Consider the following 22,253-nt stretch of genomic DNA (forward strand, 5'->3'; position numbering starts at 1 on the left):
TATTCAATGTTTTAAAAAATAGAAAGAATTTAGTGGTTTAATCGGTCTATAATGTAAACAAATTGATAATAGCGACAAGAAAATGATAAAAAGCTTACTTTGTGTATTTTTACTAAGTGTTAGTACTGGAGTTTTTGCAGCAAATATAACAATTAAAAATGCTAATAATGGCCCATTACCTAATGCTGTTGTGTGGCTAACTGCAGGAGACTCCTCTAGCATTATTCCTCCAGAAGCACCTTATGCGATGACCCAGCAAAATCGAGAATTTAAGCCGCGTATTTTAGTTGTCCCACAAAATGCAAAGGTAGAGTTTCCGAATGCGGACTCAATCATGCATCATGTTTATTCATTTTCTAAAGCTAAAACATTTGAATTAAAGCTATATAAGGAGCACCCAAAAGCGCCCATTACTTTTGATCAAACAGGGGTTGTTGAGCTTGGCTGTAATATTCATGATTGGATGTTAGGTTATATTGTGGTGGTCGATAGTACTATTTTTGCAATCACTGATGAAAATGGTCATGTTGATTTAAATGCCAATGTAGGCGAATACACGTTAAGTGTTTGGCATTCTGGGTTTAGTGATATTAGTAAGGTTGAATCTCAAACTATTACTGTGGCGACTAACCCGATCAATTATAAAGTAAAGCAGGAAATTGCGGAGCAAATTGACTTTGCAACGGATGAATTTGATGACTATTAATCGTTTAACGAGGCTGATATTTTTAGCCGGTGCTTTATGTTTTAGTAATGCATTGTATGCACAAGTAAAAGGCTTGATACAAATTAGAGCCGTGCAGGGTGACGATACACGTAGCTTCCAAGAGGGCGGCCTTGGGCTATATCGGCACGATACTAAAAGCGACGAACTTATTTTATCCCAAGGTATTTTAGATTTTAATGTTGATTTAGCATCTAGTTGGTCGGCTCATGGGGTGTTAAATGCGAATCAAGATCCTGACGTTGGCCTTGGTTTTACGCAAGCTTATATAAAGTATCAGCCGCTATCTAACAGCAACTATAAATGGCATGTGCGTGTAGGGGGCTTTTATCCACTTATGTCGCTTGAAAACCCTGATATAGGATGGACTTCTCCTTATAACTATACAAACTCAGCTATTAATAGCTGGATAGGCGAGGAAGTACGCACTGTTGGCGCAGAGGTAACTATTAAGCGCCCAGCAAAACGTTTTAACAGCGCTCATAGCTTTAGTTTTGTAGGTGCTACATTTAAAGGCAATGACCCTGCCGGTACTTTACTTGCTTGGCGTGGTTTTGCATTACACGATAGGCAAACTACATTTAACGAAAGTGTTAAATTTGCGCCTGTAGCGGCATTAAATACGTATGAATTACGCTGGCAAGCTAATCAGGTTTTACCGTTTGAAGAAGTAGACGGACGTTTTGGCTATTACGCTGGCGTACACTGGGATTACTTAAAAAAATCACAATTTCGAATTTATTATTACAACAATAATGGCGACCCAACCACGCTTAATATTAGTACAGGGCAGTATGCTTGGGATACTCGCTTTACAAGCGCCGCTTGGCTTTATAAGTTTAATAGTAAAACCCGCTTTATAGCACAGGTGCTCAATGGTAAAACCGAAATGGGCGCTAATGCTTTAATAGATAATGCCTTTTACAGCCATTATTTAATGTTAAGCCATAAAGAAGGCAAGCATCGAGTTTCTGTACGCTACGATTACTTTAAAGTGACAGATAACGACACTACTGCGTTTGATCCTAATGCAAGCAATGGGGAAGGTTTAACCGCAACATGGCGCTACCAGCTCACTAATAAACTACAAATAGGGGTTGAAGGTTCTGCACTTAAAAGTGTTGCAAAAAATAGAGAGCCAATTGGATTTAATGAACGAATCTCGCAGCAGCAAATAATGCTAAACGCTCAATGGCGATTTTAGGTTTTATAAACTATATTTATTATCAAAAAGGTAGGTATTAAATATGGTTTTTTTTGGAGTAAGTAATGAATTTGAATAGTATCCGCGTCAAAGTCTCTTTTCCTATTGTTATTTTAGGTATTGCTATCTTGTCGTTAATTATTGGGTATTCATACTTAATTAACTTACAAAAAAATGCATTAGATGTGCAATCGGATAAATTTATTAAGGCTGTGTCTCTTGCTTTGAGTGCCGACAGGGATTTGTATCAAGCAAAGGTTGCTGAGTTAAATTTAGTCGCACATAACGACAATAAAGAAGCTTATTTGCAAGAGCATAAAGAAAATGCTGAGCAAGTAACGCAAAGGTTAGAGCAGTACTTAGCTTTGTTATCGGACTATCCAAAAGCTATAAATGGGCTTCGCGGTTTTGATGGTGCTTATAATACTTGGTTAAACGCTTCACTGGCCTATATGAATGATAAAACAAATCTAAAAAAACAGTCTCAATCAGAAAAAGCATTTAACGAATTAAGAGCTACGCTTGATCAAGCTGGTGAATTAGCAGAGCAAACATCGGTTGAAGAAGTTCAAAAACTATCAGACACAATTGCTTCAACTAAGTTAACTATGCTTATTTTTGTCATATTAATTTTATTAGTGGCGTGTTGGTTTAGTTACCTTATTCCTAAGCAATTAACACAGCAAATTAACTATGTAACTTCTCGTATTAACGATATAGCCTCTGGTGATGGCGATTTAACTGGCAGGATCTCTATAACGTCTAAAGATGAGTTTTCTGAACTTGCAACGCAGTTCAATCGTTTTCTCGACAACTTACAGCAATTAATTCGCGATATTTTAGAGCAATCAAAAGAACTAAGTGAATTAGGAGGTGAGTTAAGTCAGGTTGCAAATAAAAACAATGCTGTAAATCAAACGCTCAGCCAAGCCTCTGAGTCAATAGTAAGTGCAGTGCATGAGATGAGTGTAGCAAGTAGAGAAGTTGCAGGTGTTGCTCAGCAATCATCAACAGAAGCTGATAAATCGTTAAATTTAGCTCAGCAAGGACTAACAGCGGTTGCGCACTCTAGTTCTCGTATTATTTCTTTGTCGCAAAATATGGAGCAAGCTATGGCGCGCTCTACAGAGCTACAACAAAGTTCTGATAACATTGCCAAAGTACTTGAGGTTATTCGTGCAATTGCAGAGCAAACAAATCTGCTGGCGCTTAATGCTGCTATTGAAGCCGCGCGAGCTGGTGAATATGGCAGAGGTTTTGCTGTGGTAGCAGATGAAGTAAGAACATTGGCTACACGCACGCAAGTAAGCACAAACGATATTCAAAAAATGATAGAGCAATTTGCAACGAGCGTAGAACAATCAATTAAAGCGATAGATGAAGGTAAGCAATTTGCAGATGATGCGGTTGGTTCGTTTAGTCAAACTAATGATGTGCTTAATGCAATGCAAAGCTCGTCTACTAAAGTAAATGATATGGCGATGCAAACAGCGCAAGCGACTGAAGAGCAGACAACGGTTGCAGATGAAATAAGTCAAAACCTATCATCATTAAACGATCAAACTTTAGAAGGGGGGGCGCTTGCTCGAACTACTGAGGATGTATCTAAAAAAATGGAACAATTGACTGATGAGCTAAATCACTTAGTGCATCGATTTAAAGTTTAAATAAACTGATTATTTGGTTAGATAGCTCTTTAAGGTTTTGAAATATAACTGTACTTATGTTGTTTGCCAGCTCGAGTTCAGTTTGAATCGTCATTATAAAAATAAAAAGGGACTTTAAAAGTCCCTTTTTTAATGCAATTTTAACCTTGAGAAGTCAACAAAGCCTAAAGTGAATTAGTATTATTTTTTATCAAAAGCGCGTTTCATGTAGTTAGGTGTAGCGAGTGCACCATGATGAATACCGCTGTTGTAGTATTCACTTTGCTCAGCTATTTGTGCTGCGCCGTCTTCTCTAAAACCGTCAAATGCTTGTGATTTACGTGCAAGTGTTACCGACCATAAACCGCTTGGGTAAATTGGTTGCGGGAATGGCAGTGTTTGTAAATCGTTAAAGCCTACGCTTAGCATTGCTTCGCGCATTTCAACTAATAATGGCATATGCATAAGAGGTGATTCGCTTTGTTGTACTAAAACACCACCTGGGCGCAGTGCATCTAAACAGCTTGTGTAAAACGCATGATTAAATAAACCTTCACCTGGACCCACCGGATCGGTGCCATCAACAATAACCACGTCGATAGATTCGCCAGCGGCTTCGCGCATGTATTTAATACCGTCGTCAAACATAACCGTTGCACGGGCGTCGTTGTTAGATTCACAAAGCTCTGGGAAGTATTTTAACGACATTTGCGTTACTACTTCGTCTATATCTATTTGCGTTACAGTTTCTACGCCTGGGTGTTTTAATACTTCGCGTAAAGTACCGCAGTCGCCGCCGCCAATAATAACGACGTTTTTAGGGTTTGGGTGCGCTAAAAGTGCAGGGTGGCTGATCATCTCATGATAAAAGAAGTTTTCGCGGGTTGTTACCATAGTACACCCGTCGATGATCATTAAATTACCAAAGTCTGTGGTTTCAAACATTTCTACCTTTTGAAAAGGAGACTGTTTTTCATCTAACTTTTTATTAATACGTAATGAAAATGCGCTGCCATCGCGGTCGCTAATTTCAGTAAACCACTTACTTTGATCTAAATTTGCCATAGTTACTATTACACTTTTTTAGGTTGAGTATGAAAAAGGGGCAATTCTGCCAGTGCTTGGCGTTTTGCTCAATGACATTTTAACTGATTTGACGAATAAAGTTAGTTAGGAGTGAGTGAAAGTTCAATTTTTGTTAGCCTAGTGGATAGTGACGTATTAAAATGCGCCTTTATACCTAATTGACTAAAGAAGAGTTGCCATGACCTGGGGTTTAGAAACAGCACGCGCCACTTATAACGTTGCTCATTGGAGTGATGGTTATTTTGATATTAACGCACAAGGCGAACTGGTGGCTTACCCAGATGGCGACCAAACAAAACCGGCCATTTCTTTAACGCAATTAACTGAGCAGTTTAAACAACAAGGTTTAACGTTGCCGGTTTTAGTGCGCTTTACCGATATTTTAAAAAATCGTGTAGACACACTTACTAATGCGTTTACGCAAGCGCGAGCAAATCGTGAATATAATGGCAAATACACCTGTGTTTACCCAATTAAAGTAAATCAGCAACGCTCTGTAGTAAGTAAGCTATTAGCGCATCCAAGCGGGCTTGTTGGCCTAGAAGCAGGCTCAAAGCCAGAACTTATGGCTATTTTGGGCGTAGCAAAAGAGCCAATCACTATTGTGTGTAACGGCTATAAAGACAGTGAGTTTTTACGCTTAGCATGTATTGGTCAAGCAATGGGCCACAGCGTAAAAATTGTGGTAGAGAAGCTTTCAGAACTAACCACACTACTTGAAGAAATAGACAACCTAGGCATAGAACCTGCTATTGGTATTCGCATTCGCCTAAACTCAGTAGGCAAAGGCAAGTGGCAAAACACGGGCGGCGAAAAAGGTAAGTTTGGTTTAACGGCAGGCCAAGTACTAAGTGCTGTTGAAGTGCTGAAAAAGCATAATAAGCTGCACTTAATGCAAATGGTGCATTTTCATATTGGTTCTCAAATTGCCAACATTCGTGATATTCACCGTGCTTTGCGTGAATGTGCACGCCACTTTGCTGAGCTTACACAATTAAACGTACCGTTAAACACCGTTGATGTAGGAGGCGGCTTAGGCGTTGATTACGAGGGCTCAGGCTCACGCAGTGCGTGTTCAATGAATTACACCGTAGAAGAGTACGCGCGTAATGTAGTGAATGCATTTGCAGAGGTGTGCGATCAGCATAACCTTACGCATCCGGCCATTATCACCGAATCGGGGCGCGCTTTAACCGCTCACCATGCGGTATTAATTACCGATGTAATTGACGTAGAAAAAGCGCCCAATCATTTAAATCCAGAGCCACCGCTTGAAAATAGCGCGTTAGTGCTTGATGAAATGTGGCAGTGTTTACAGCGTTTAAACCCGCGTATGGCACTTGAGATTTATCACGACGCTATGCACTTATTTAGCGAAGCGCACGATCAGTACGTTCATGGCTTAGTAAGCATGCTAGAGTGGGCGAAAATAGAGCAGCTTTACTTTACTATTTTACATCGTGTACGTGCATCGCTTAGTAATAACGCGCGCGCGCACCGTGAAGTCCTCGACGATTTAAACGAAAAGCTTGCCGATAAACTCTTTGTTAACTTTTCATTATTTCAGTCATTGCCTGATGTATGGGGTATTCAGCAGTTGTTTCCGGTTATGCCAATCGAAAACTTAACTCAACCATTGACTCAGCGCGCGATTATTCAAGATATTACCTGTGACTCTGACGGGCAAATCCGTGAATACGTTGAAGGTGCTGGTATCGAAACTAGCTTACCCATTCCAGAATATAAACATGGCGAGCAATACCATATTGCGATGTTTATGGTGGGTGCATATCAAGAAATTTTAGGCGATTTACATAACCTATTTGGTGACACTGATTCAGTGCATGTAGAGCTTAACGATGAAGGTTATGTGTTAACCAATGCTATAAAAGGTGATAGCGTTAAGGATGTATTAAAGTTTGTTGACTATGATAGCGCCATTTTAGCTGACAACTTTGCGTACCAAGTTAATAAGCTTGATGTATCAGCGCAGTGTAAAGAAGGTTACTTAGCTGAGCTTAATGCAGGCCTTGAAGGCTATACCTATTTTGAAGATTAATTTGTAAGCAACTGAAAGCGCAGTATTAGTGGCTGCGCAATGTTTAAAGGAATGGAAGTAATGTCAGTTATTCGCAGTGTATTTAGTATTATTTTTTACACAATAAACACACTTTTTTGGTTTGTGCCTATTTTTGTTTGTGGGCTTATAAAGCTTATCCCTATTAAGCCTTTACAAAAGCTTATGAGCTGGGCAGCTAAGCAATTTGCAACTATTTGGGTTACCTTTAATAGCTTAAATCAAAAGTTATTTACGCCAACTAAACTTAATGTAACTGGCCTTGAAGACCTTAAACTAAAGGATTGGTACCTAGTAATAGCAAATCACCAAAGCTGGGTCGATATTTTAGTATTACAACGTGTGTTTAATCGAAAAATTCCATTTTTAAACTTCTTTTTGAAAAAAGAGCTTATTTACGTGCCTATTTTAGGTTTGTGTTGGTGGGCGCTTGATTTTCCGTTTATGACTCGCACGAGCAAAAGCCAATTAAAAAAGAATCCAAAGTTGCGTGGCAAAGATTTAGAAACCACGAGTAAAGCGTGTGAAAAATTTAAAGAAATGCCAGTAACCGTAGTTAACTTTGTAGAAGGCACTCGTTTTACTACGCAAAAGCATGCGCGTCAAAATAGCCCGTTCCCACATTTATTAAAACCAAAAGCGGGCGGGATTGCTTTTGTAATGCAAGCAATGGGCGAGCAAATTACTAAAGTGGTTAACGTAACAATTCACTACCCTGATGGCATTCCTACTTTTATGGATTTTGCTGGTGGTAAGGTAAAAAATATCAACGTACACGTGGAAGTAAGGCCGGTAAGCGAAGAACTTATTGGTGACTACACAGGTGATTCTGAATTTAGAGTTCGCTTTCAAAGCGAGTTAAACCGCTTATGGGAAAACAAAGAGCAAACACTGCAATCGCTCGAAAAAACCATAAGTAAAAGGTAAAAATATGAGCTTACAGTTATGCTAAAAAAGTGGTTACCCAATTGGCTTAACGGCTTAATTGTAGGCTGCGTATTGTTTTCTAACATGATATTTTTTGGCTCGCTAGTATTTGTACTGGGCCTTATTAAGTTATTACTGCCTTTGCCTGTGGTTAACTCTATATTACACAGCGCTTACCGAGGTTGGTGTAACGGCAACCGTTTAGGGCTTTGGTTAGGTTGCCCTAATATTGTGGTTGATATAAGTGGCGACTTAAACTCAAAAAGTTGGTATTTACTTATTTGTAACCACGCGAGTTGGTTAGATATAACCGTACTTAGCTCATTACATGCATTGCCTGCCCCTAAGTTCTTTTTAAAAGACGGGTTAAAATACATGCCTTTTATTGGGACTGGTGCGTGGGCTATGGGTATGCCGTTTATGAAACGGGTAAGCAAAGCGCAACTAGCTAAAAACCCAAAGTTGAAAGGATTAGATGTAGAGCGCACCAAGCGTAGCTGTCGTAATTTTCGTCATCATCCTACTACCATCATTAATTTTGTTGAAGGTACACGCTATACGCCAGCCAAACATAATCTGCAACAAAGTCCTTTTAAGTATTTATTAAAGCCTAAAGCTGGCGGCATCGCTTTTGCGCTTGAAGTATTAGCCAACCAATTTGATGCCATGCTTAATACAAGTTTAGTGTATAGCGGTAAAACAGATCATGTTTGTCGTAACTTGTTAAAAGGTGAGCTAGATTCTATTTATGTTTCAATAAACGTAACGCCCATTAATAAAAGCATGCAGGGCAGCTATCAAAGCGATGACGTATTTAAAGTTAATTTTCAACATTATGTGAATGAGCTATGGGTTGCTAAAGATCAGCAGCTTGCCGACATTTATGCTCAACAAGATTTACCTGAACCACAAATCAGTAAGGAAATTGAAACACTATGACCAACACCCACCTACAGGAATTAATTGCTCCTTGGTTTGAAAAAGTACCCGACGCGGATTTTCTTAGCTCAATCACCGCAGTCTCGATAGGGATCTTTTCTTTATTAATTGTTTACTTATTTACTCGTAGGTTAATGTTACCTGGCATTCAAAAAATAGTGACGAGGCTTTCCCCTGAGCGAATTGGTGCGCTTTCGCCTATGCTCAATAAGCTAAATAAACGTATTGCAGGAATGCTTTGCTGCGTATTGTTTTTAGCTACATTTGATAGTGTATACCCAGTTAACGAAATAGCAGCAGAAATACTAAAAACGATAGGACAAGCTTTACTCATTATTTATGCAGGGTTCATTTTTAGTAGTATTGTGAGCATTGCGGGTACTATTTATAACCAGTTAGAGTTTGCCCGCGAAGTACCCATTCAAGGCTTAATTCAGGTTGTTAAGCTAATAACCTTTATTGTGTGTGCAATTTTAATTGTGAGCATTTTTCTTGAGAAGTCACCTACTTATATTCTCTCTGGCTTTGGTGCTATTGCTGCCGTTACGTTATTAGTATTTAAAGACACTATTTTAGGCTTTGTAGCCAGTATTCAAATAGCAGCAAACCGTTTAGTAACCTATGGTGATTGGATTCAAGTAGAAAACTACGGCGCCGATGGCGAAGTAATTGATTTGGGTTTAAACACTGTAAAGGTACGTAACTGGGATAACACCATAACAACTATTCCAACTTATATGTTGGTAGCGGGTTCATTTAAAAACTGGCGCGGCATGCAAGAGTCGGGCGGTAGGCGTATTAAACGTTCACTTAACATAGATATGCACAGTATTTGTTTAGTGGGTGATGAGTTTAGAAAACAAATTGATGCGGCTATTCCGCTGCACGACTATATTCGAGTGACGACATTACCTGCTCAGGTTTCTAATTTAGGGCTGTTTCGTCGTTATGCAGAAGGCTATTTAAAACAGCACAGTAAAATTAATACGTCGCTTACGTTAATGGTACGAGAGCTACAACCACTTAATCATGGTTTGCCTATTGAATTTTATTGCTTTAGTGAAGATAAACGCTGGATTTCGTACGAGCACTTACAAGCCGAAATAATGGATCATTTGCTTGCGGTATTACCTGTGTTTGGGCTTAGGGCGTATCAAAGTGTTAGTGGGCAGTTAAGCCCTCCTAACGAGCAACAAACAGATAAGCCAACATTTAGAGTGATGGCAAATAGTGTTGTAAAAGACCCACAGTAATAAACAAAGCTAAGAGCCACCAAATAGGCGGCTTTTTAAATTGCAGCCATGCAAATACAATTATTACTAACGCAACTTGCCAAAGACTATGCACAGCTGATGTCCAGATTGGCGAATACAATGCGGCCGCTAAAAAACCGACTACCGATGCATTAAGCGCCGCTATTGAACTTGCAAAACGTGGCTTACTTGCCAAATTAATCCAACTCTTCTGAAACGCCAGTATAAGTAAAAAACCAGGCATAAATATAAGCAGTGTAGCTATAAGGGCACCCACTAAAGGTTGCTCAGTAGTAAGTTGTGCGCCTAAGTAAGTAGCAATAGTAAACATTGGCCCTGGCACTGCCTGTGCACTCGCGTAAGCACTTAAAAACTGATCATCACTCAATGCTGGTACGCCAGCTTGAAGTACCGGCAGTACTACGTGTCCGCCGCCAAACACCATTGCACCCGCTTGGTAAAAAGGGGTAAACAAAGCAAACTCATGCCCTAGTGGAATAAAGCTAACCCCAAGTAAGAGCGCAAATAACCCCAGTGCAATCCAATTAATATTACTGTTTTTACTGCTAACATCGTCTGCTACTGTGCCAAGTTTTAATAAAGGCCATATAGCACCTACTGTTGCAGCAGTGATTAAAATCGCTATTTGAGTTCCCATCATTGGAAATAACACCAAGGCAAGTGTACTCATTATCGCAAGTAACTTAAGCGCAGCACTTGTACAAAAGCTTTTAGCCATACTAAGTGTTGCATCAGCGACTATAACAACGGCAAATAACTTTAAGCCTGCAATAATTGCAAAGTAAACAGCGTCAAACTGATGGGCACTAGCCGCAAGCAGCACCATTATTAAAAACGAAGGCAAGGTAAAGCCTACAAAAGCAGCTATACCACCCAGTACTCCTGCACGCTCAACACCAATAGCAAAACTAACTTGGCTAGAGCCTGGCCCTGGTAATGCTTGGCTTAAACTAATAAGTTGTGCGTAACGCGTGTTAGTTAGCCAATTTAACGAGTCTACAAAGTGGCGCTTAAAATAGCCTAAATGCGCAGCGGGGCCACCAAAACTCATGCACCCTAGTAAAAAAAATTGTCTAAAAATAGCAATTAACATTGCGCCAATATCCTTTGTAAAATTCATTAAATTGTCACAGCGTAGTATGACATTTTTATTAAAACGGCACATTAGTTTGAGGTCTGTTTAACAATCATGCAAGATGCGCTGCTTTTAACACTCTCTTCATAGTTTGTTCATACATGTATTTGCATACTCTTGCTAAATTCTTAATGAATAGGGTATCACCATGACTTTAACTAAATCACTTTTAAGCGTAACCGTAGTAGCTGTATTACTTTCTGGTTGTGAAATGAATAACACCGGCAAAGGTGCGGCTATTGGCGCAGCAGCGGGTGGCGTATTAGGTAAAGCAACAAGTAACCATAAAGATAAGCGTATTTTTATAGGCGCTGCTATCGGCGCACTAGCTGGCGCTGCAGTGGGTAACTACATGGATAAGCAAGAAGAAGCATTTCGTGATGAACTTGCAGGCTCTGGTGTTGAAGTTGTACGTGAAGGAGATAACTTGCGTTTAGTTATGCCATCTAATATTACGTTTGCGACCGACCAATCTTATATTTCGTCTGGCTTTAACGATACCTTAGATGCTATTGCTAAAGTGATGAACAAATACGAAAAAACGTACCTAAGTATTGAAGGCCACACAGATAGCACAGGTAAAGACAGCTATAACATGAACCTATCGCGTGAACGTGCTCAAAGCGTTAAAAACTACTTAGTGAATCAGCAGATTATGGCTGAGCGTGTAAGTACTATGGGTTATGGCGAAACACGTCCAATTGCGACTAACGATAGTGCAAATGGCCGTGCTCAAAACCGCCGTGTAGAAATTCAAATAGTGCCAAACACAGAAGAATAATTAGTCTTTATTAAACTGTAATTCACACAGTTTTTGATACAACGGGTTACTTGCTACTAATTCTTGGTGGGTACCCGTTGCTATAATATCTCCATTTTCCATTACCACAATCACATCGGCATGTTTAACCGTTGCCAGCCTATGGGCAATAATAAGCGTTGTTCTATTTTGCATTAGATGCTCAAGCGCTGCTTGTACATGGTGCTCACTTTGCGCATCGAGTGCGCTGGTGGCTTCATCAAGAAGGAGTATTTCAGGGTCTTTTAAAATAGCGCGTGCCAGTACAATACGCTGCTTTTGCCCACCCGATAACCTCACACCTTGCTCACCTAAAAAACTGTTATAACCTTGCGGTAATTGTTTAATAAATTCATCAGCATGGGCATGTTTGGCAGCGGCATATACTTGCTCGTCACTTGCATTTGGGTTGCCGTAGCGAATGTTATGCATTACATCGGAGCTAAACAAAATAGGGTTTTGCGCGACCATACCCATTTTACCTCTGAGGGTATTAAGCGATAATTCTTTAATGTTTATATCTTTAAATTTAATGGCTCCGCTAGCCGGATCGTAAAAGCGCTGTAGTAATTCAAATAAGGTTGTTTTACCTGCGCCAGAAGGGCCAACAATAGCCACAGTTTGGCCTTGAAGTATATTTAAACTTATTTTATTAAGTGCGCTTACGTCTGGGCGAGAAGGGTAGTTAAAGCTTATATTCTCAAGCGTAATAGCAGGGCTGTTACTATTTTTTAGTAAGTTACTATCTTGTGGATTTAGTGGGTTTTCTATCTCACTTTTAACAGCAAGTAACTCAAGTAATCTTGCAGCTGCGCCTGCTGCGCGTTGTAGTTCGCCATATACTTCAGCAACGGTTGCCACCGACATTGCCACCATAATAGCGTAAAACACAAAGGCTCCTAGCTCACCGCCGCTCATGGTGCCTGCAAGTACGTCATTACCACCTACCCATAACATAGCGCTAATGGCACTAAAGGTTAAAAAAATCACCACGGCTATTAAAAATGAACGTTGCTTAATACGTTTTTTAGCCACGTTAAAGGCTTTTTCGGTCTCGAGCGCAAAGGCATGTTGCTCTTGCTCTTCATAGCTATAGCTTTGCACTACTTTAATATTTTGTATGATTTCTCCGGCATAGGTACTTATATCGGCTATGGCATCTTGGCTAGAGCTTGCAAGTTTGCGCACCTTTTTACCAAATATCATCATGGGAACAAGTACCAGTGGTACACAGGCTACAACCACTAAAGTAAGTTTTAAATTAGTGAACAACAGCATAGCTAAGCCACCAATCAACATAAGTACACTGCGCAGCGCCATAGAAAAAGATGAACCGATAATTGATTGCAGTAATGTGGTGTCGGTGGTTAAACGCGACATAAGCTCGCCACTGCGGTTTTCTTCAAAATAGCTAGGGTGCAGCGTTACAATACGATTAAATACGGCTTTTCGAATATCGTTACTGACTCGTTCGCCAATCCACGACATTAAATAAAAACGGCTAAAGGTACCTATCGCTAACAAGCTGATTAAACCAAAAAGTACTAATACGGCCTGCTGTAATTGGGCCTTTGATCCTGCAATAAAGCCATGATCAATAACAAATTTAACACCTTGCCCTAATGACAAGTTAACGCCTGCGGTAACTAATAACGCAGCTAGGGCGGCTACTACCATCCATTTGTACGGTTTAATAAACGCAAAAACAGGTAATAAACTGCTAAACGCAGCTTTTTCGGATGCAGAGGTGTTTTTTGACATAGTGGATTCTTTTTAAAGGTTAAGGTATAGATATGGCACTAAGATAATAAAAATCAATACTCTTAAATATTAGCATCAATAAGGAAACGTTATGACTACTGCAACCGTAAGTGGAGAATTTAATGTAAATCTAGCGCCAATAGAAGGCTACGCAAGCGGCCAAAATGGTATTAACTTAGGGCGTATGTCGATAGATAAAACATTTAGTGGTGTGCTTAATGCTACCAGCCAGGGCGAAATGCTAAGCGCCATGACACCTACGCAAGGCAGCGCCGGTTATGTTGCCATAGAGCAAGTGATAGGTGAGCTTGACGGCAAAAAAGGCAGTTTTGTACTGCAGCATTTTGGCACGATGGATAAAGGGCAAGACAGCCTAATTTTAAATGTAATACCCGATTCAGGCACTAATGAGCTAGAAGGGTTAACTGGCAGTATGAAAATACGTATTGAGCAAGGAATTCACTACTACGATTTTGAATACACTTTATAAAGTACACAAGGACTAAAATGCAAAAAGTAATCGAATTTAGAAAGACCCGTTTTTTGGGTGGGGTAGATATAGTCGCACTGAATGACCGCATACAGGAATTAAACCAAGATGGCTGGAAAGTAATAAACGCAGTGCCCTTGGCAGGTTTTTATGGGCAAGTGCACGGTTATACATTACTTATTGAAACTGACGAGCTTTAAATGACATTTACAGTATGGTTAAGCCTAGCGGCTATTTGTATGATGGGCGCGATGTCGCCAGGACCAAGTTTAGCGGTGGTTTTAAAGCACTCACTTAACGGTAGTATGAAAAACGGTATGCTTGCCGCGCTCAGTCATGGTACTGGCGTTGGCTTGTATGCCGGTGCATCGTTATTGGGGTTAGGCGCTTTAATGACGCAGTTTCCAACTGTTTATCAAATACTAGTTTACTTAGGTGCGGCCTATTTGGCGTATTTAGGTATAAAAATATTGTTAGCAAAACCAAGTAATAACGAACTTGAAGTACAAAAAAGTGAGGTAAGTGAAGCTAAAGCATTACAAGATGGTTTTGCCATTGCGTTTTTAAACCCCAAGCTCGCTATTTTCTTTTTAGCCTTGTTCTCACAGTTTATAGACCCTCAGGCACTTACTTTAAGTGTGGGCATAATTATGTGTTTAACGGTGTTTGTCATTGATACCGGCTGGTATTTGCTGGTGGCATTATTGACCGAGGTTTCTAAAACCCGCTTTGGCTTTACTAAGCAAAACCCATGGCTTGATAAAATACTGGGTGTTGTGTTTATTGCTCTTGCTATAAAAGTTGTTATTAGCTTGTAAGATTGAGTAGAGATTATTGAAGCTTGCAGAGTGTATTTTTAGTTATATAGATAAAGGATTAAAACAATGACAAAACATATTTTAAAAAGTGCATCTTTCGACCCGAAGGTTCAGCAATACTGGATGCTAATGGCCGCTTTTTTTAGTGTGCTAGCGCTGGTGACTATTCCGTTGTTACCTATTGTCTTAGCGATTGTATGGCTAGTGGGCGGGCGAATACTCGCAGCTATGTCGGCTGACTTATTACCACAAAAGTTGGTAGTTAAACGTGGCATATTATTTAAAGAAGAAAAATCTATTCCGCTTGAAAAAATAACAGATGTAGGGTTAAGCCAAGGCCCACTAATGCGACTATTTGGGTTGTACCGTTTAAGTTTTGAAACAGCTGGGCAATCAGGAAATGGCGCTTTAGTATCTTTACTTGGTGTAGTTAATGCGAGTGAGTTTAGAGAGGCGATACTTGAGCAAAAAGATATATTGGCTAATCAAGGTAAAACGTCGCAGCAGGCAACAGAGCAAAGTGAGAAAGAGCTACTGAGAGCACTTACTTATAGTGTTAAAAATATTGAGCAGATGCTACTAGTTTTACTTGATGAAAGGCAGCAAAAGTAGCCTGTTTTAAAATTGTAAAGCTTATAAGGATATTTTTATGAATACGGAAATAGAAAATATATTTAATAATTATCCTGAGATAGCAAAAAGTAAGCTTATAAAATTACGAGAGTTAATTTATACCGTAGCACAAGAGCAAAACTTAGGAGCTGTTGAAGAGTCTTTAAAGTGGGGAGAGCCAAGTTATAACACAATAAATGGCAGCCCCATTCGCGTAGGCTTTAAGGGCTCCTCGTGTTATTTGTTTTTTCATTGCCAATCAAAGCTAGTAAGCACATTTAGAGAGTTGTATTCCCACACTCTCACTTTCGAAGGTAACCGGGCAATTGTATTAAATAGTGAAAAGCCATTACCAGAATACCCAGTTAAAGAGTGTATTAAATTAGCACTGACTTATCACAAAGTTAAACGCCTACCTTTACTAGGCGCATCATTATAAGTATTCAGTTGATGTTTAAAACACACTACATATTTGGTTTGCGTCACAGGTAATAACGGTTACGTTTTCATAACCCACACGCGTTAACGCTTCTGCTCCCAACGTTGCGCGCGCACCACTTGCGCAGTGCACGTAAATAGGGCGAGCTGCGTCTTTTTCTATTTCCATCAGTTTCATCTCGAGTAACCCACGCGGAATATTTATAGCGCCGGCAGCCGATTTTGTCGCGTGCTCTGCAGGTTCTCGCACATCAATAAGTAAACCTTTATTTTGTTCAAGCTCGAGTTTTGCTTGCGCTGCGTCAATACGGCGTTGGTTAGGTGTGATAATTTTTAGTAAGTCAGGGATTGATGTAAGCATTAGTTTGTAAATCCTCTTTTTCTTAAAAAAGACATTAATAGGTGCTACTTGGTATAAGTAGGTTGAATTGAGTTAATACTTATAAATAACGTTAAAAACTGAAAGTTACTTTATATAAAGTAACTTAATAGTGCGGATACTGCTACAGCACTTCCGCCGATTAATAAAATGGCATCGCTAGTTTCATGGTCATATTAATATTAGTAAAACCTAATGTTAATTATATTAGAACTTACTAATGTAAAAGTCTATACTTAAAAAGGTATTAAAAAAGAGAAATAATAAAAATGAATATTGAACAACTAGCTGTCAACGCAGAGCAAGCCGAACAATTTTTAAAATTAATGGCTAACAAAAATCGCTTAATGATTTTATGTAGTTTATTACAAGGTGAGCAAAGTGTAGGTGAGCTAAATAAAAATGTACCTTTAGCACAGTCAGCGTTATCTCAGCATTTAGCAAGTTTACGCAAGGCAGATATGGTTGCTACTCGCAGAGAAGGGCACACTATTTATTACTCGTTGACCGACCCAAAAGTTGAGTCGATCATTGCTATGCTATATGAGTGGTTTTGCCGACAAGAAAATACTAAATAAACGTAGCTATTTCATCGAGTGATTTTTTATCCAGTGCATGAGCAGGTATTGTTGCATCATCACTTGGGTAGCCTGTAATAAGTAGCATGTATGGGCGTTCGTTATCTTTATCGCGATTACATATGTCGGTTAAAAAACTCATTGGCTTTGGAGTATGAGTAAGGGTTGCCAAACCACTGCGGTGCAAAGCTTGAATTAAAAAGCCGGTAGCTAAGCCAACAGACTCATGCACATAATAATTCGTATTTTTATCATCGCTGCTTACGCCGCCCTTTTTTTGACTAAATACAGCTATAAGCCAAGGTGCATGCTCTAAATAAGGTTTATTGGCGTCGGTACCTAACGGTTTTAGCGCATCTAACCATTCTTCACCTGCTCTGCCTTCGTAAAAAGAACGCTCTAATTTTTCTGCGGCTTCTCTTATTTGTTTTTTTACATCGCTACTGTTTATAGCCACAAAATGCCAAGGCTGATGATTCGCTCCACTTGGTGCTGTGCCAGCTGCTTTTATACATGCTTCAATAATATTTTTTGGTACTGGGCGATCGCTAAAGCTGCGAATGCTATGGCGGCGTTGGCTGGTTTGTAAAAACTCGTTAGCACGATTTAGCATTTCTTCATGTGGATATTCTATAAAGTCATTTAACGGCTGGCTTTGGTGATCTTGCATGGCTTTTCGTTTCTTATAAAAAGTATATGTGGTTTTTATACCGAGTGAATACAGTGCAGGCAAGTGTTATGAGTTTAAATTATGTTTATTTGTTGTTACAAATTTAACCAGCAAGTAACTTATGTTCCTATTTTCCTTGTGGTATAAAACATTATAAAAATAATTACTCATATTCAAGGAAGTAAAAATGCTATCAATAACAGGGTTATCTAAAACCTACGATAATGGCGTACATGCACTACAAGGTGTTGATTTATCTATCGGCAAAGGGATGTTTGGATTACTTGGGCCAAATGGCGCAGGTAAATCATCGCTAATGCGTACCATTGCAACACTGCAGTCGGCTGATTCGGGTTCAATCACTTTTGATGGTATTGATGTTTTTAAAGACCCACAGGCTCTGCGCCAACGTTTGGGTTATCTACCGCAAGATTTTGGTGTGTACCCGCGTGTTAGTGCTTACGACTTACTGGACCATATGGCTGTTTTAAAGGGAATTCATAATAAAGCAGAGCGTAAAGAGTCGGTTGAAGGATTACTTGCACATACTAATTTATATCAACATCGCTCAAAAGCGGTAAGTGGCTTTTCGGGCGGTATGCGCCAGCGTTTTGGTATTGCACAAGCCTTACTAGGCGACCCCGACTTACTTATCGTTGATGAGCCTACCGCAGGGCTAGATCCTGAAGAGCGAAATCGCTTTCATAACTTGTTAGTAAGCTTAGGCGAGCAAAAAGTCGTTATATTATCGACCCACATTGTTGAAGATGTAGCAGAGCTTTGCCCAAACATGGCGGTGCTGGCAGGCGGTAAAATACTATTAGAGGGCAATCCAATTGCCCTTACCGATAAACTCCAAGGCCAAATTTGGCGCAAAGCCATGAGCCAAGAAGAAGCGCTAGAGCTTGAACCGCAGCTGCCTGTTATTTCAAAACGCTTATTTGCTGGGCAAACCATATTACATGTATTAGCCAATGAAGCCCCTGAAGGTTTTGAGCTCAGCAGTGCAAACCTAGAAGATGTGTATTTTTCTACGTTGCTTAATCATCGTAACAGCCAAGTAGCATAAGGGGGCGCTATGTTTTTTAATATGCTAGCGTTTGAGCTGCGCTATTTTATGCGTCAGCCTTCGTTTTATGTGACCTCATTAATATTCTTTTTTATGGCGTTTTTTATAAGCTCCAGTAGTAAGTTTCCGTTAGGTGGGGCTAATGTTCATATGAACTCGCCTTATACCATTATGGTTTTAACGGTTACCTTTTGTACGCTTGCTATGTTTTTAGTGGTTAACTTTGTTGCAAGCTCAGCGATTCGCAACAGCGAGACCAAAATGGATGAGCTGGTGTTTAGTAAGCCCGTTAACCCGCTTGCTTATCAATCAGGGCGTTTTTTTGGTTCTTACTTAGTTGTACTTATTGTGTTTTTAAGCGTGCCACTAGGCGTATTTTTGGGATCTCAATTTGGCTTGTTGGTTGGCTGGCTCGATAGCGAGCTAGTAGGCCCCAATAAGTTTATATATTACGCAGCGCCTTTTTTATATTTAGCAGTGCCAAGCTTATTGGTCCTCAGTGCTATTTTTAATAGTGTGGCGGTCTATTTTAAAACCATGATGGCGGTATATGTAACGGCCGTGGTGGTTTATATAACCTACCAATTGGCGAGTATCTATTTTGACGATTTAGCGTTTAGAAATATTGTTGTTTACGCAGACCCATTTGGCACAGGGTCGTTAATTGACTTAACCCGTTACTGGACTGTAAGTGATAAAAATACTGAAGTGTTAACGCTTTCGGGCGATTTTTTAATTAACCGTATTTTATGGGTAGCAATAAGTTTAGCGATGTTTTTTGGCCTCGGAAAGTTAGGTAATCGCGTAGTCACTAAAAAACAGAAAAAGCAATTCGCTGTCTCAACGTTTGTAAAAAACAAACAAGCAGCACTTATTAGCAGCGCTAAAAATTACAAGTCAAAAGGGGTAAATACGAAATCGCAATTAGTAATGCGCAGCTTATTTGAACTTAAGCAAGTTATATTAAGTGCCCCTTTTATGATTTTAGCGGGTGTCAGTATTACTATGTTACTCGCACCACTTTTTGCACCTATTGGCGCATATGGCACAACGGATTGGCCGCTCACACAAAACATGGTGGGCATTATTCAAAACTCCTCCGCTTTGTTTATGTTTATCATTATTGCTTATTACAGCGCAGAGCTGGTTTGGCGAGAACGCCAAAGTGGTATGGGTGATATTGTTGACAGTTTCCCGGTGCATAACAGTGTGTTTTGGGTATCTAAAATTATTGCGTTAATCACTGCAGTTTGTGGCCTTTATTTAGTAGGCATGATGTTTACCATTGCAGTGCAGCTATTTAAGGGGCAATTTAACCTAGAGCTTGGTCAGTACTTATTTAGGTTGGGTTACCTTACATTACTGCCTTTAATTATGATGGCTATATTGGCGTTCTTTTTACAAATAATTAGCCCTAATAAATACATAGGTATGGGTTTATTTATTCTGTATTACATTGCTCAAATGGTAATGGGTGCTTACGGGTTTGAGCATCATATATATCATTTTTCTCAAAGCAGTAGCGTACCGTATTCTGATATAAATGGTTATGGACATTTTTTACAAGGCGCGCATTGGTATACCCTATATTGGGGGGCATTGAGTGTGTTTTTAGCTATTGTAGGGTTTGCTTTATGGCATCGCGGCCCGTCGCAATCATTGCGTACTCGTTTATCTTTAGTGCGTTACAACATGTCTTTAAAAGGCCAGATTGCAGCCGTTATAAGTTTATTGGTATTTGTGGGCGCGGGTTATAACATTTATTACAACACCCGTGTAATCAACGAGTTTGTAACAAGTGATGATAACGAAGTGCTACAAGTAAGGTATGAGCAAGAGTTTTCACAATACAAAGACTTGCCACTGCCTATAATAACTGATGTTGACTTACACATTGATATTTATCCTAAAAAGCGTGCTTTAAATGCCGTGGCTAAAATTAAGTTTACCAATACCGCAAACGAGCCAATAACCCGTGTGTTAATCAACGAGCCTAGCCAATCTAAAAGCTGGGATGTAAAAATGGCGGGCGGAAAAATAGTAGAGCGTTTAACCGATTTTGGCATAGTATGGTTTGAGTTTGAACAACCGCTAATGCCCAATGAAGTACGAGAAGGCGAGCTCTCAGTTTCTCGTGAACACGACGGTTTTGTTGATAGAAGATCTGATACTCAACTCGTGCACAACGGTACATTTGTAAATAATGGAGAATTATTACCAAATTTTGGTTATCAAAAGTATTTTCAAATTGCCGATAAGTATGAGCGCCGCAAGCACGATTTACCTGAACTTGAGCGCGCACATAAACTAGAAGACAGCCGCTATTATACGCAAAATGAGTTTGGGCCTGCTAATGGATTTATAAACTACAAGGCAACGGTAAGCACCGATGAGTCACAATTTGCTATTACACCAGGTTACTTAAAAAATGAGAGTGTAAAAGATGGACGCCGCACCTTTGTTTATGAAATGGATGCTCCAATTATAAACTTTTACTCTGTGCTTTCGGCAGAGCTTGAAAGTAAAAAGGTTGAGCATAACGGTGTAAATATTGAGGTGTACTACCACAAAGATCATGCATGGAATGTTGACCGCATGATTGAGTCAGTTCAAGACTCAATAGATTACTACACACAAGCCTTTGGCCCGTATCAGCATAGACAGCTTCGTATTATTGAATTTCCTAAGTATCGCTCGTTTGCGCAAAGTTTTGCCAATACGGTACCTTACTCAGAAAGTATGGGCTTTATTACAGACCTAAGAGATGAGAGTAAAGTTGACCTACCTTACTATGTAACCGCACATGAAGTTGCGCACCAATGGTGGGGGCATCAAGTATCAGGGGCTAATGTAGAGGGCAGTGCTGTTATTTCTGAAACACTTTCCCAGTACAGTGCGCTTATGGTGCTAAAAAAACGCTTTGGCGCCGAGAAACTTCGTAAATTCTTAAAGTACGAGTTAGATAAATACTTAATGGGCCGTACTGGCGAAGCCTTTGAAGAAATGCCACTATATAAAACGCAGGCTCAACAATACCTTCATTACAATAAAGGCTCAGTTGCGATGATGGCGATTTATGATCGTTTAGGTGAAGTACGCTTAAATGCAGCACTTAAAGCGTTTTTGAATGAGTTTAAATATCAATCAACGCCATATCCAACCACAATTGATTTACTTAGTTATTTAAAGCGAGATGCAACACAAGCTGAACAACGTTTTATTGATGATCAGTTTAAATATATAACGCTTTATGAGCTTGAAATGAAAGAAGTGTCGGTTACTGATGATGTTGATGGCGAAGGTTTTTATACAGTAACACTGAGCGTTGAAGCAACTAAGCAGCATGCCGATGGACAAGGTGAAGAAACTGAGCAGCCGCTCGATGAGCTAATTGATATTGCATTATTTAGCGACGACCCTGAAAACTTACTCGCTGAAGACTTTGTTATTTACTCGCAAAAGCATCAAATAGTATCTGGTACCAATACTATTGAGCTAAAAGTAAAAGAAAAACCATTATTTGCAGGGGTTGATCCTTACATTAAGCTGGTCGACAAAGACAGTAAAAACAACTTAGCTAAGTTTTAAAGTCTATTTATTTACTAACCACTTAAACTGACTACTTTA

The 22,253-nt window shown here is 39.6% G+C and carries 21 protein-coding genes; 16 read left to right on the forward strand and 5 right to left on the reverse strand.

Translation table 11 applies throughout. From position 1 onward, the window contains the following. The first annotated feature begins 82 nt into the window (after positions 1 to 82). From H5092_RS18665 to H5092_RS18675, 3 genes are all read left to right on the forward strand, one after another. Entirely contained in the window at positions 83 to 706 is a 624-nt protein-coding gene (locus H5092_RS18665) for a methylamine utilization protein (RefSeq protein WP_182734550.1), read from the forward strand. After that, a complete protein-coding gene (locus tag H5092_RS18670; RefSeq protein ID WP_182734552.1) occupies positions 696 to 1,928 on the forward strand; it encodes a hypothetical protein in 1,233 nt (410 codons plus the stop codon). Before H5092_RS18665 ends, H5092_RS18670 begins: the two co-directional genes overlap by 11 nt. 65 nt (positions 1,929 to 1,993) lie before the next feature. Beyond that, positions 1,994 to 3,595, forward strand: a complete 1,602-nt coding sequence (locus H5092_RS18675) for a methyl-accepting chemotaxis protein (protein ID WP_182734554.1) — start codon at positions 1,994 to 1,996, stop codon at positions 3,593 to 3,595. A gap of 180 nt (positions 3,596 to 3,775) precedes the next feature. Here the strand turns inward: H5092_RS18675 and speE are convergent, their stop codons facing one another. Continuing rightward, the gene (speE, locus tag H5092_RS18680) at positions 3,776 to 4,639 is read right to left on the reverse strand and encodes a polyamine aminopropyltransferase (protein ID WP_182712831.1); all 864 of its coding nucleotides are present in this window, start codon (positions 4,637 to 4,639) and stop codon (positions 3,776 to 3,778) included. A gap of 199 nt (positions 4,640 to 4,838) precedes the next feature. On the opposite strand from speE, the gene speA reads away from it, so the two are divergent. Genes speA through H5092_RS18700 form a run of 4 tightly spaced genes read left to right on the forward strand, consistent with a single transcriptional unit; the run spans position 4,839 to position 9,856 of the window. Further along, on the forward strand, positions 4,839 to 6,719 hold the full coding sequence (gene speA, locus H5092_RS18685) for a biosynthetic arginine decarboxylase (RefSeq protein ID WP_002959544.1): 1,881 nt from the start codon (positions 4,839 to 4,841) through the stop codon (positions 6,717 to 6,719). Between the two features lie 60 nt (positions 6,720 to 6,779). After that, a complete protein-coding gene (locus H5092_RS18690; protein ID WP_182734575.1) occupies positions 6,780 to 7,664 on the forward strand; it encodes an acyltransferase in 885 nt (294 codons plus the stop codon). An 18-nt stretch (positions 7,665 to 7,682) separates the two neighbouring features. After that, positions 7,683 to 8,603 carry an acetyltransferase gene (locus H5092_RS18695; RefSeq protein WP_182734556.1) on the forward strand — a complete coding sequence of 307 codons (921 nt, stop codon included), beginning with the start codon at positions 7,683 to 7,685 and terminating at the stop codon, positions 8,601 to 8,603. Beyond that, a complete protein-coding gene (locus tag H5092_RS18700) occupies positions 8,600 to 9,856 on the forward strand; it encodes a mechanosensitive ion channel family protein (RefSeq protein WP_024599475.1) in 1,257 nt (418 codons plus the stop codon). Before H5092_RS18695 ends, H5092_RS18700 begins: the two co-directional genes overlap by 4 nt. On the opposite strand, the gene chrA is transcribed toward H5092_RS18700, so the two are convergent. Next, positions 9,816 to 10,970: a chromate efflux transporter gene (chrA, locus tag H5092_RS18705; protein WP_182734576.1), complete on the reverse strand. Its 1,155-nt coding sequence runs from the start codon at positions 10,968 to 10,970 to the stop codon at positions 9,816 to 9,818. The two genes, H5092_RS18700 and chrA, sit on opposite strands and share 41 nt — an antisense overlap. A 190-nt stretch (positions 10,971 to 11,160) precedes the next feature. On the opposite strand from chrA, the gene H5092_RS18710 reads away from it, so the two are divergent. Then, the gene (locus H5092_RS18710; RefSeq protein WP_002959537.1) at positions 11,161 to 11,793 is read left to right on the forward strand and encodes an OmpA family protein; all 633 of its coding nucleotides are present in this window, start codon (positions 11,161 to 11,163) and stop codon (positions 11,791 to 11,793) included. On the opposite strand, the gene H5092_RS18715 is transcribed toward H5092_RS18710, so the two are convergent. Beyond that, a complete protein-coding gene (locus H5092_RS18715; RefSeq protein ID WP_182734558.1) occupies positions 11,794 to 13,572 on the reverse strand; it encodes an ABC transporter transmembrane domain-containing protein in 1,779 nt (592 codons plus the stop codon). It abuts the gene before it with no gap. Between the two features lie 91 nt (positions 13,573 to 13,663). Here H5092_RS18715 and H5092_RS18720 point away from each other — a divergent pair, with 91 nt between their 5' ends. From H5092_RS18720 to H5092_RS18740, 5 genes are all read left to right on the forward strand, one after another. Continuing rightward, positions 13,664 to 14,062 (forward strand): DUF3224 domain-containing protein, encoded by a 399-nt coding sequence (locus tag H5092_RS18720; RefSeq protein WP_024599479.1) that lies wholly within the window; start codon positions 13,664 to 13,666, stop codon positions 14,060 to 14,062. Between the two features lie 17 nt (positions 14,063 to 14,079). Continuing rightward, entirely contained in the window at positions 14,080 to 14,262 is a 183-nt protein-coding gene (locus H5092_RS18725; RefSeq protein WP_024604488.1) for a hypothetical protein, read from the forward strand. Continuing rightward, on the forward strand, positions 14,263 to 14,880 hold the full coding sequence (locus H5092_RS18730) for a LysE family translocator (RefSeq protein WP_182734561.1): 618 nt from the start codon (positions 14,263 to 14,265) through the stop codon (positions 14,878 to 14,880). It abuts the gene before it with no gap. A gap of 66 nt (positions 14,881 to 14,946) precedes the next feature. Next, on the forward strand, positions 14,947 to 15,492 hold the full coding sequence (locus H5092_RS18735) for a PH domain-containing protein (RefSeq protein ID WP_182734563.1): 546 nt from the start codon (positions 14,947 to 14,949) through the stop codon (positions 15,490 to 15,492). Positions 15,493 to 15,529: 37 nt separating this feature from the next. Further along, complete coding sequence (locus H5092_RS18740) at positions 15,530 to 15,931, forward strand: DUF1801 domain-containing protein (protein WP_024604483.1); 402 nt, start codon at positions 15,530 to 15,532, stop codon at positions 15,929 to 15,931. A 15-nt stretch (positions 15,932 to 15,946) separates the two neighbouring features. On the opposite strand, the gene H5092_RS18745 is transcribed toward H5092_RS18740, so the two are convergent. Next, the gene (locus H5092_RS18745) at positions 15,947 to 16,291 is read right to left on the reverse strand and encodes a rhodanese-like domain-containing protein (RefSeq protein ID WP_024591370.1); all 345 of its coding nucleotides are present in this window, start codon (positions 16,289 to 16,291) and stop codon (positions 15,947 to 15,949) included. 287 nt (positions 16,292 to 16,578) lie between these two features. Here H5092_RS18745 and H5092_RS18750 point away from each other — a divergent pair, with 287 nt between their 5' ends. Then, positions 16,579 to 16,887, forward strand: coding sequence for a helix-turn-helix transcriptional regulator (locus tag H5092_RS18750; protein WP_182734565.1), 309 nt, complete (start codon positions 16,579 to 16,581; stop codon positions 16,885 to 16,887). Here H5092_RS18750 and H5092_RS18755 read toward each other — a convergent pair. Beyond that, a complete protein-coding gene (locus H5092_RS18755; RefSeq protein ID WP_024604482.1) occupies positions 16,880 to 17,557 on the reverse strand; it encodes a nitroreductase family protein in 678 nt (225 codons plus the stop codon). The two genes, H5092_RS18750 and H5092_RS18755, sit on opposite strands and share 8 nt — an antisense overlap. Before the next feature lie 187 nt (positions 17,558 to 17,744). Here H5092_RS18755 and H5092_RS18760 point away from each other — a divergent pair, with 187 nt between their 5' ends. Continuing rightward, positions 17,745 to 18,626 (forward strand): ABC transporter ATP-binding protein, encoded by an 882-nt coding sequence (locus H5092_RS18760; protein ID WP_002959519.1) that lies wholly within the window; start codon positions 17,745 to 17,747, stop codon positions 18,624 to 18,626. 9 nt (positions 18,627 to 18,635) lie between these two features. Next, a complete protein-coding gene (locus H5092_RS18765) occupies positions 18,636 to 22,214 on the forward strand; it encodes a M1 family aminopeptidase (protein ID WP_182734568.1) in 3,579 nt (1,192 codons plus the stop codon). The last annotated feature ends 39 nt before the right edge of the window (positions 22,215 to 22,253 follow it).

The organism is Pseudoalteromonas sp. SR41-7 (assembly GCF_014163935.1).
GTDB lineage: Bacteria > Pseudomonadota > Gammaproteobacteria > Enterobacterales > Alteromonadaceae > Pseudoalteromonas > Pseudoalteromonas distincta.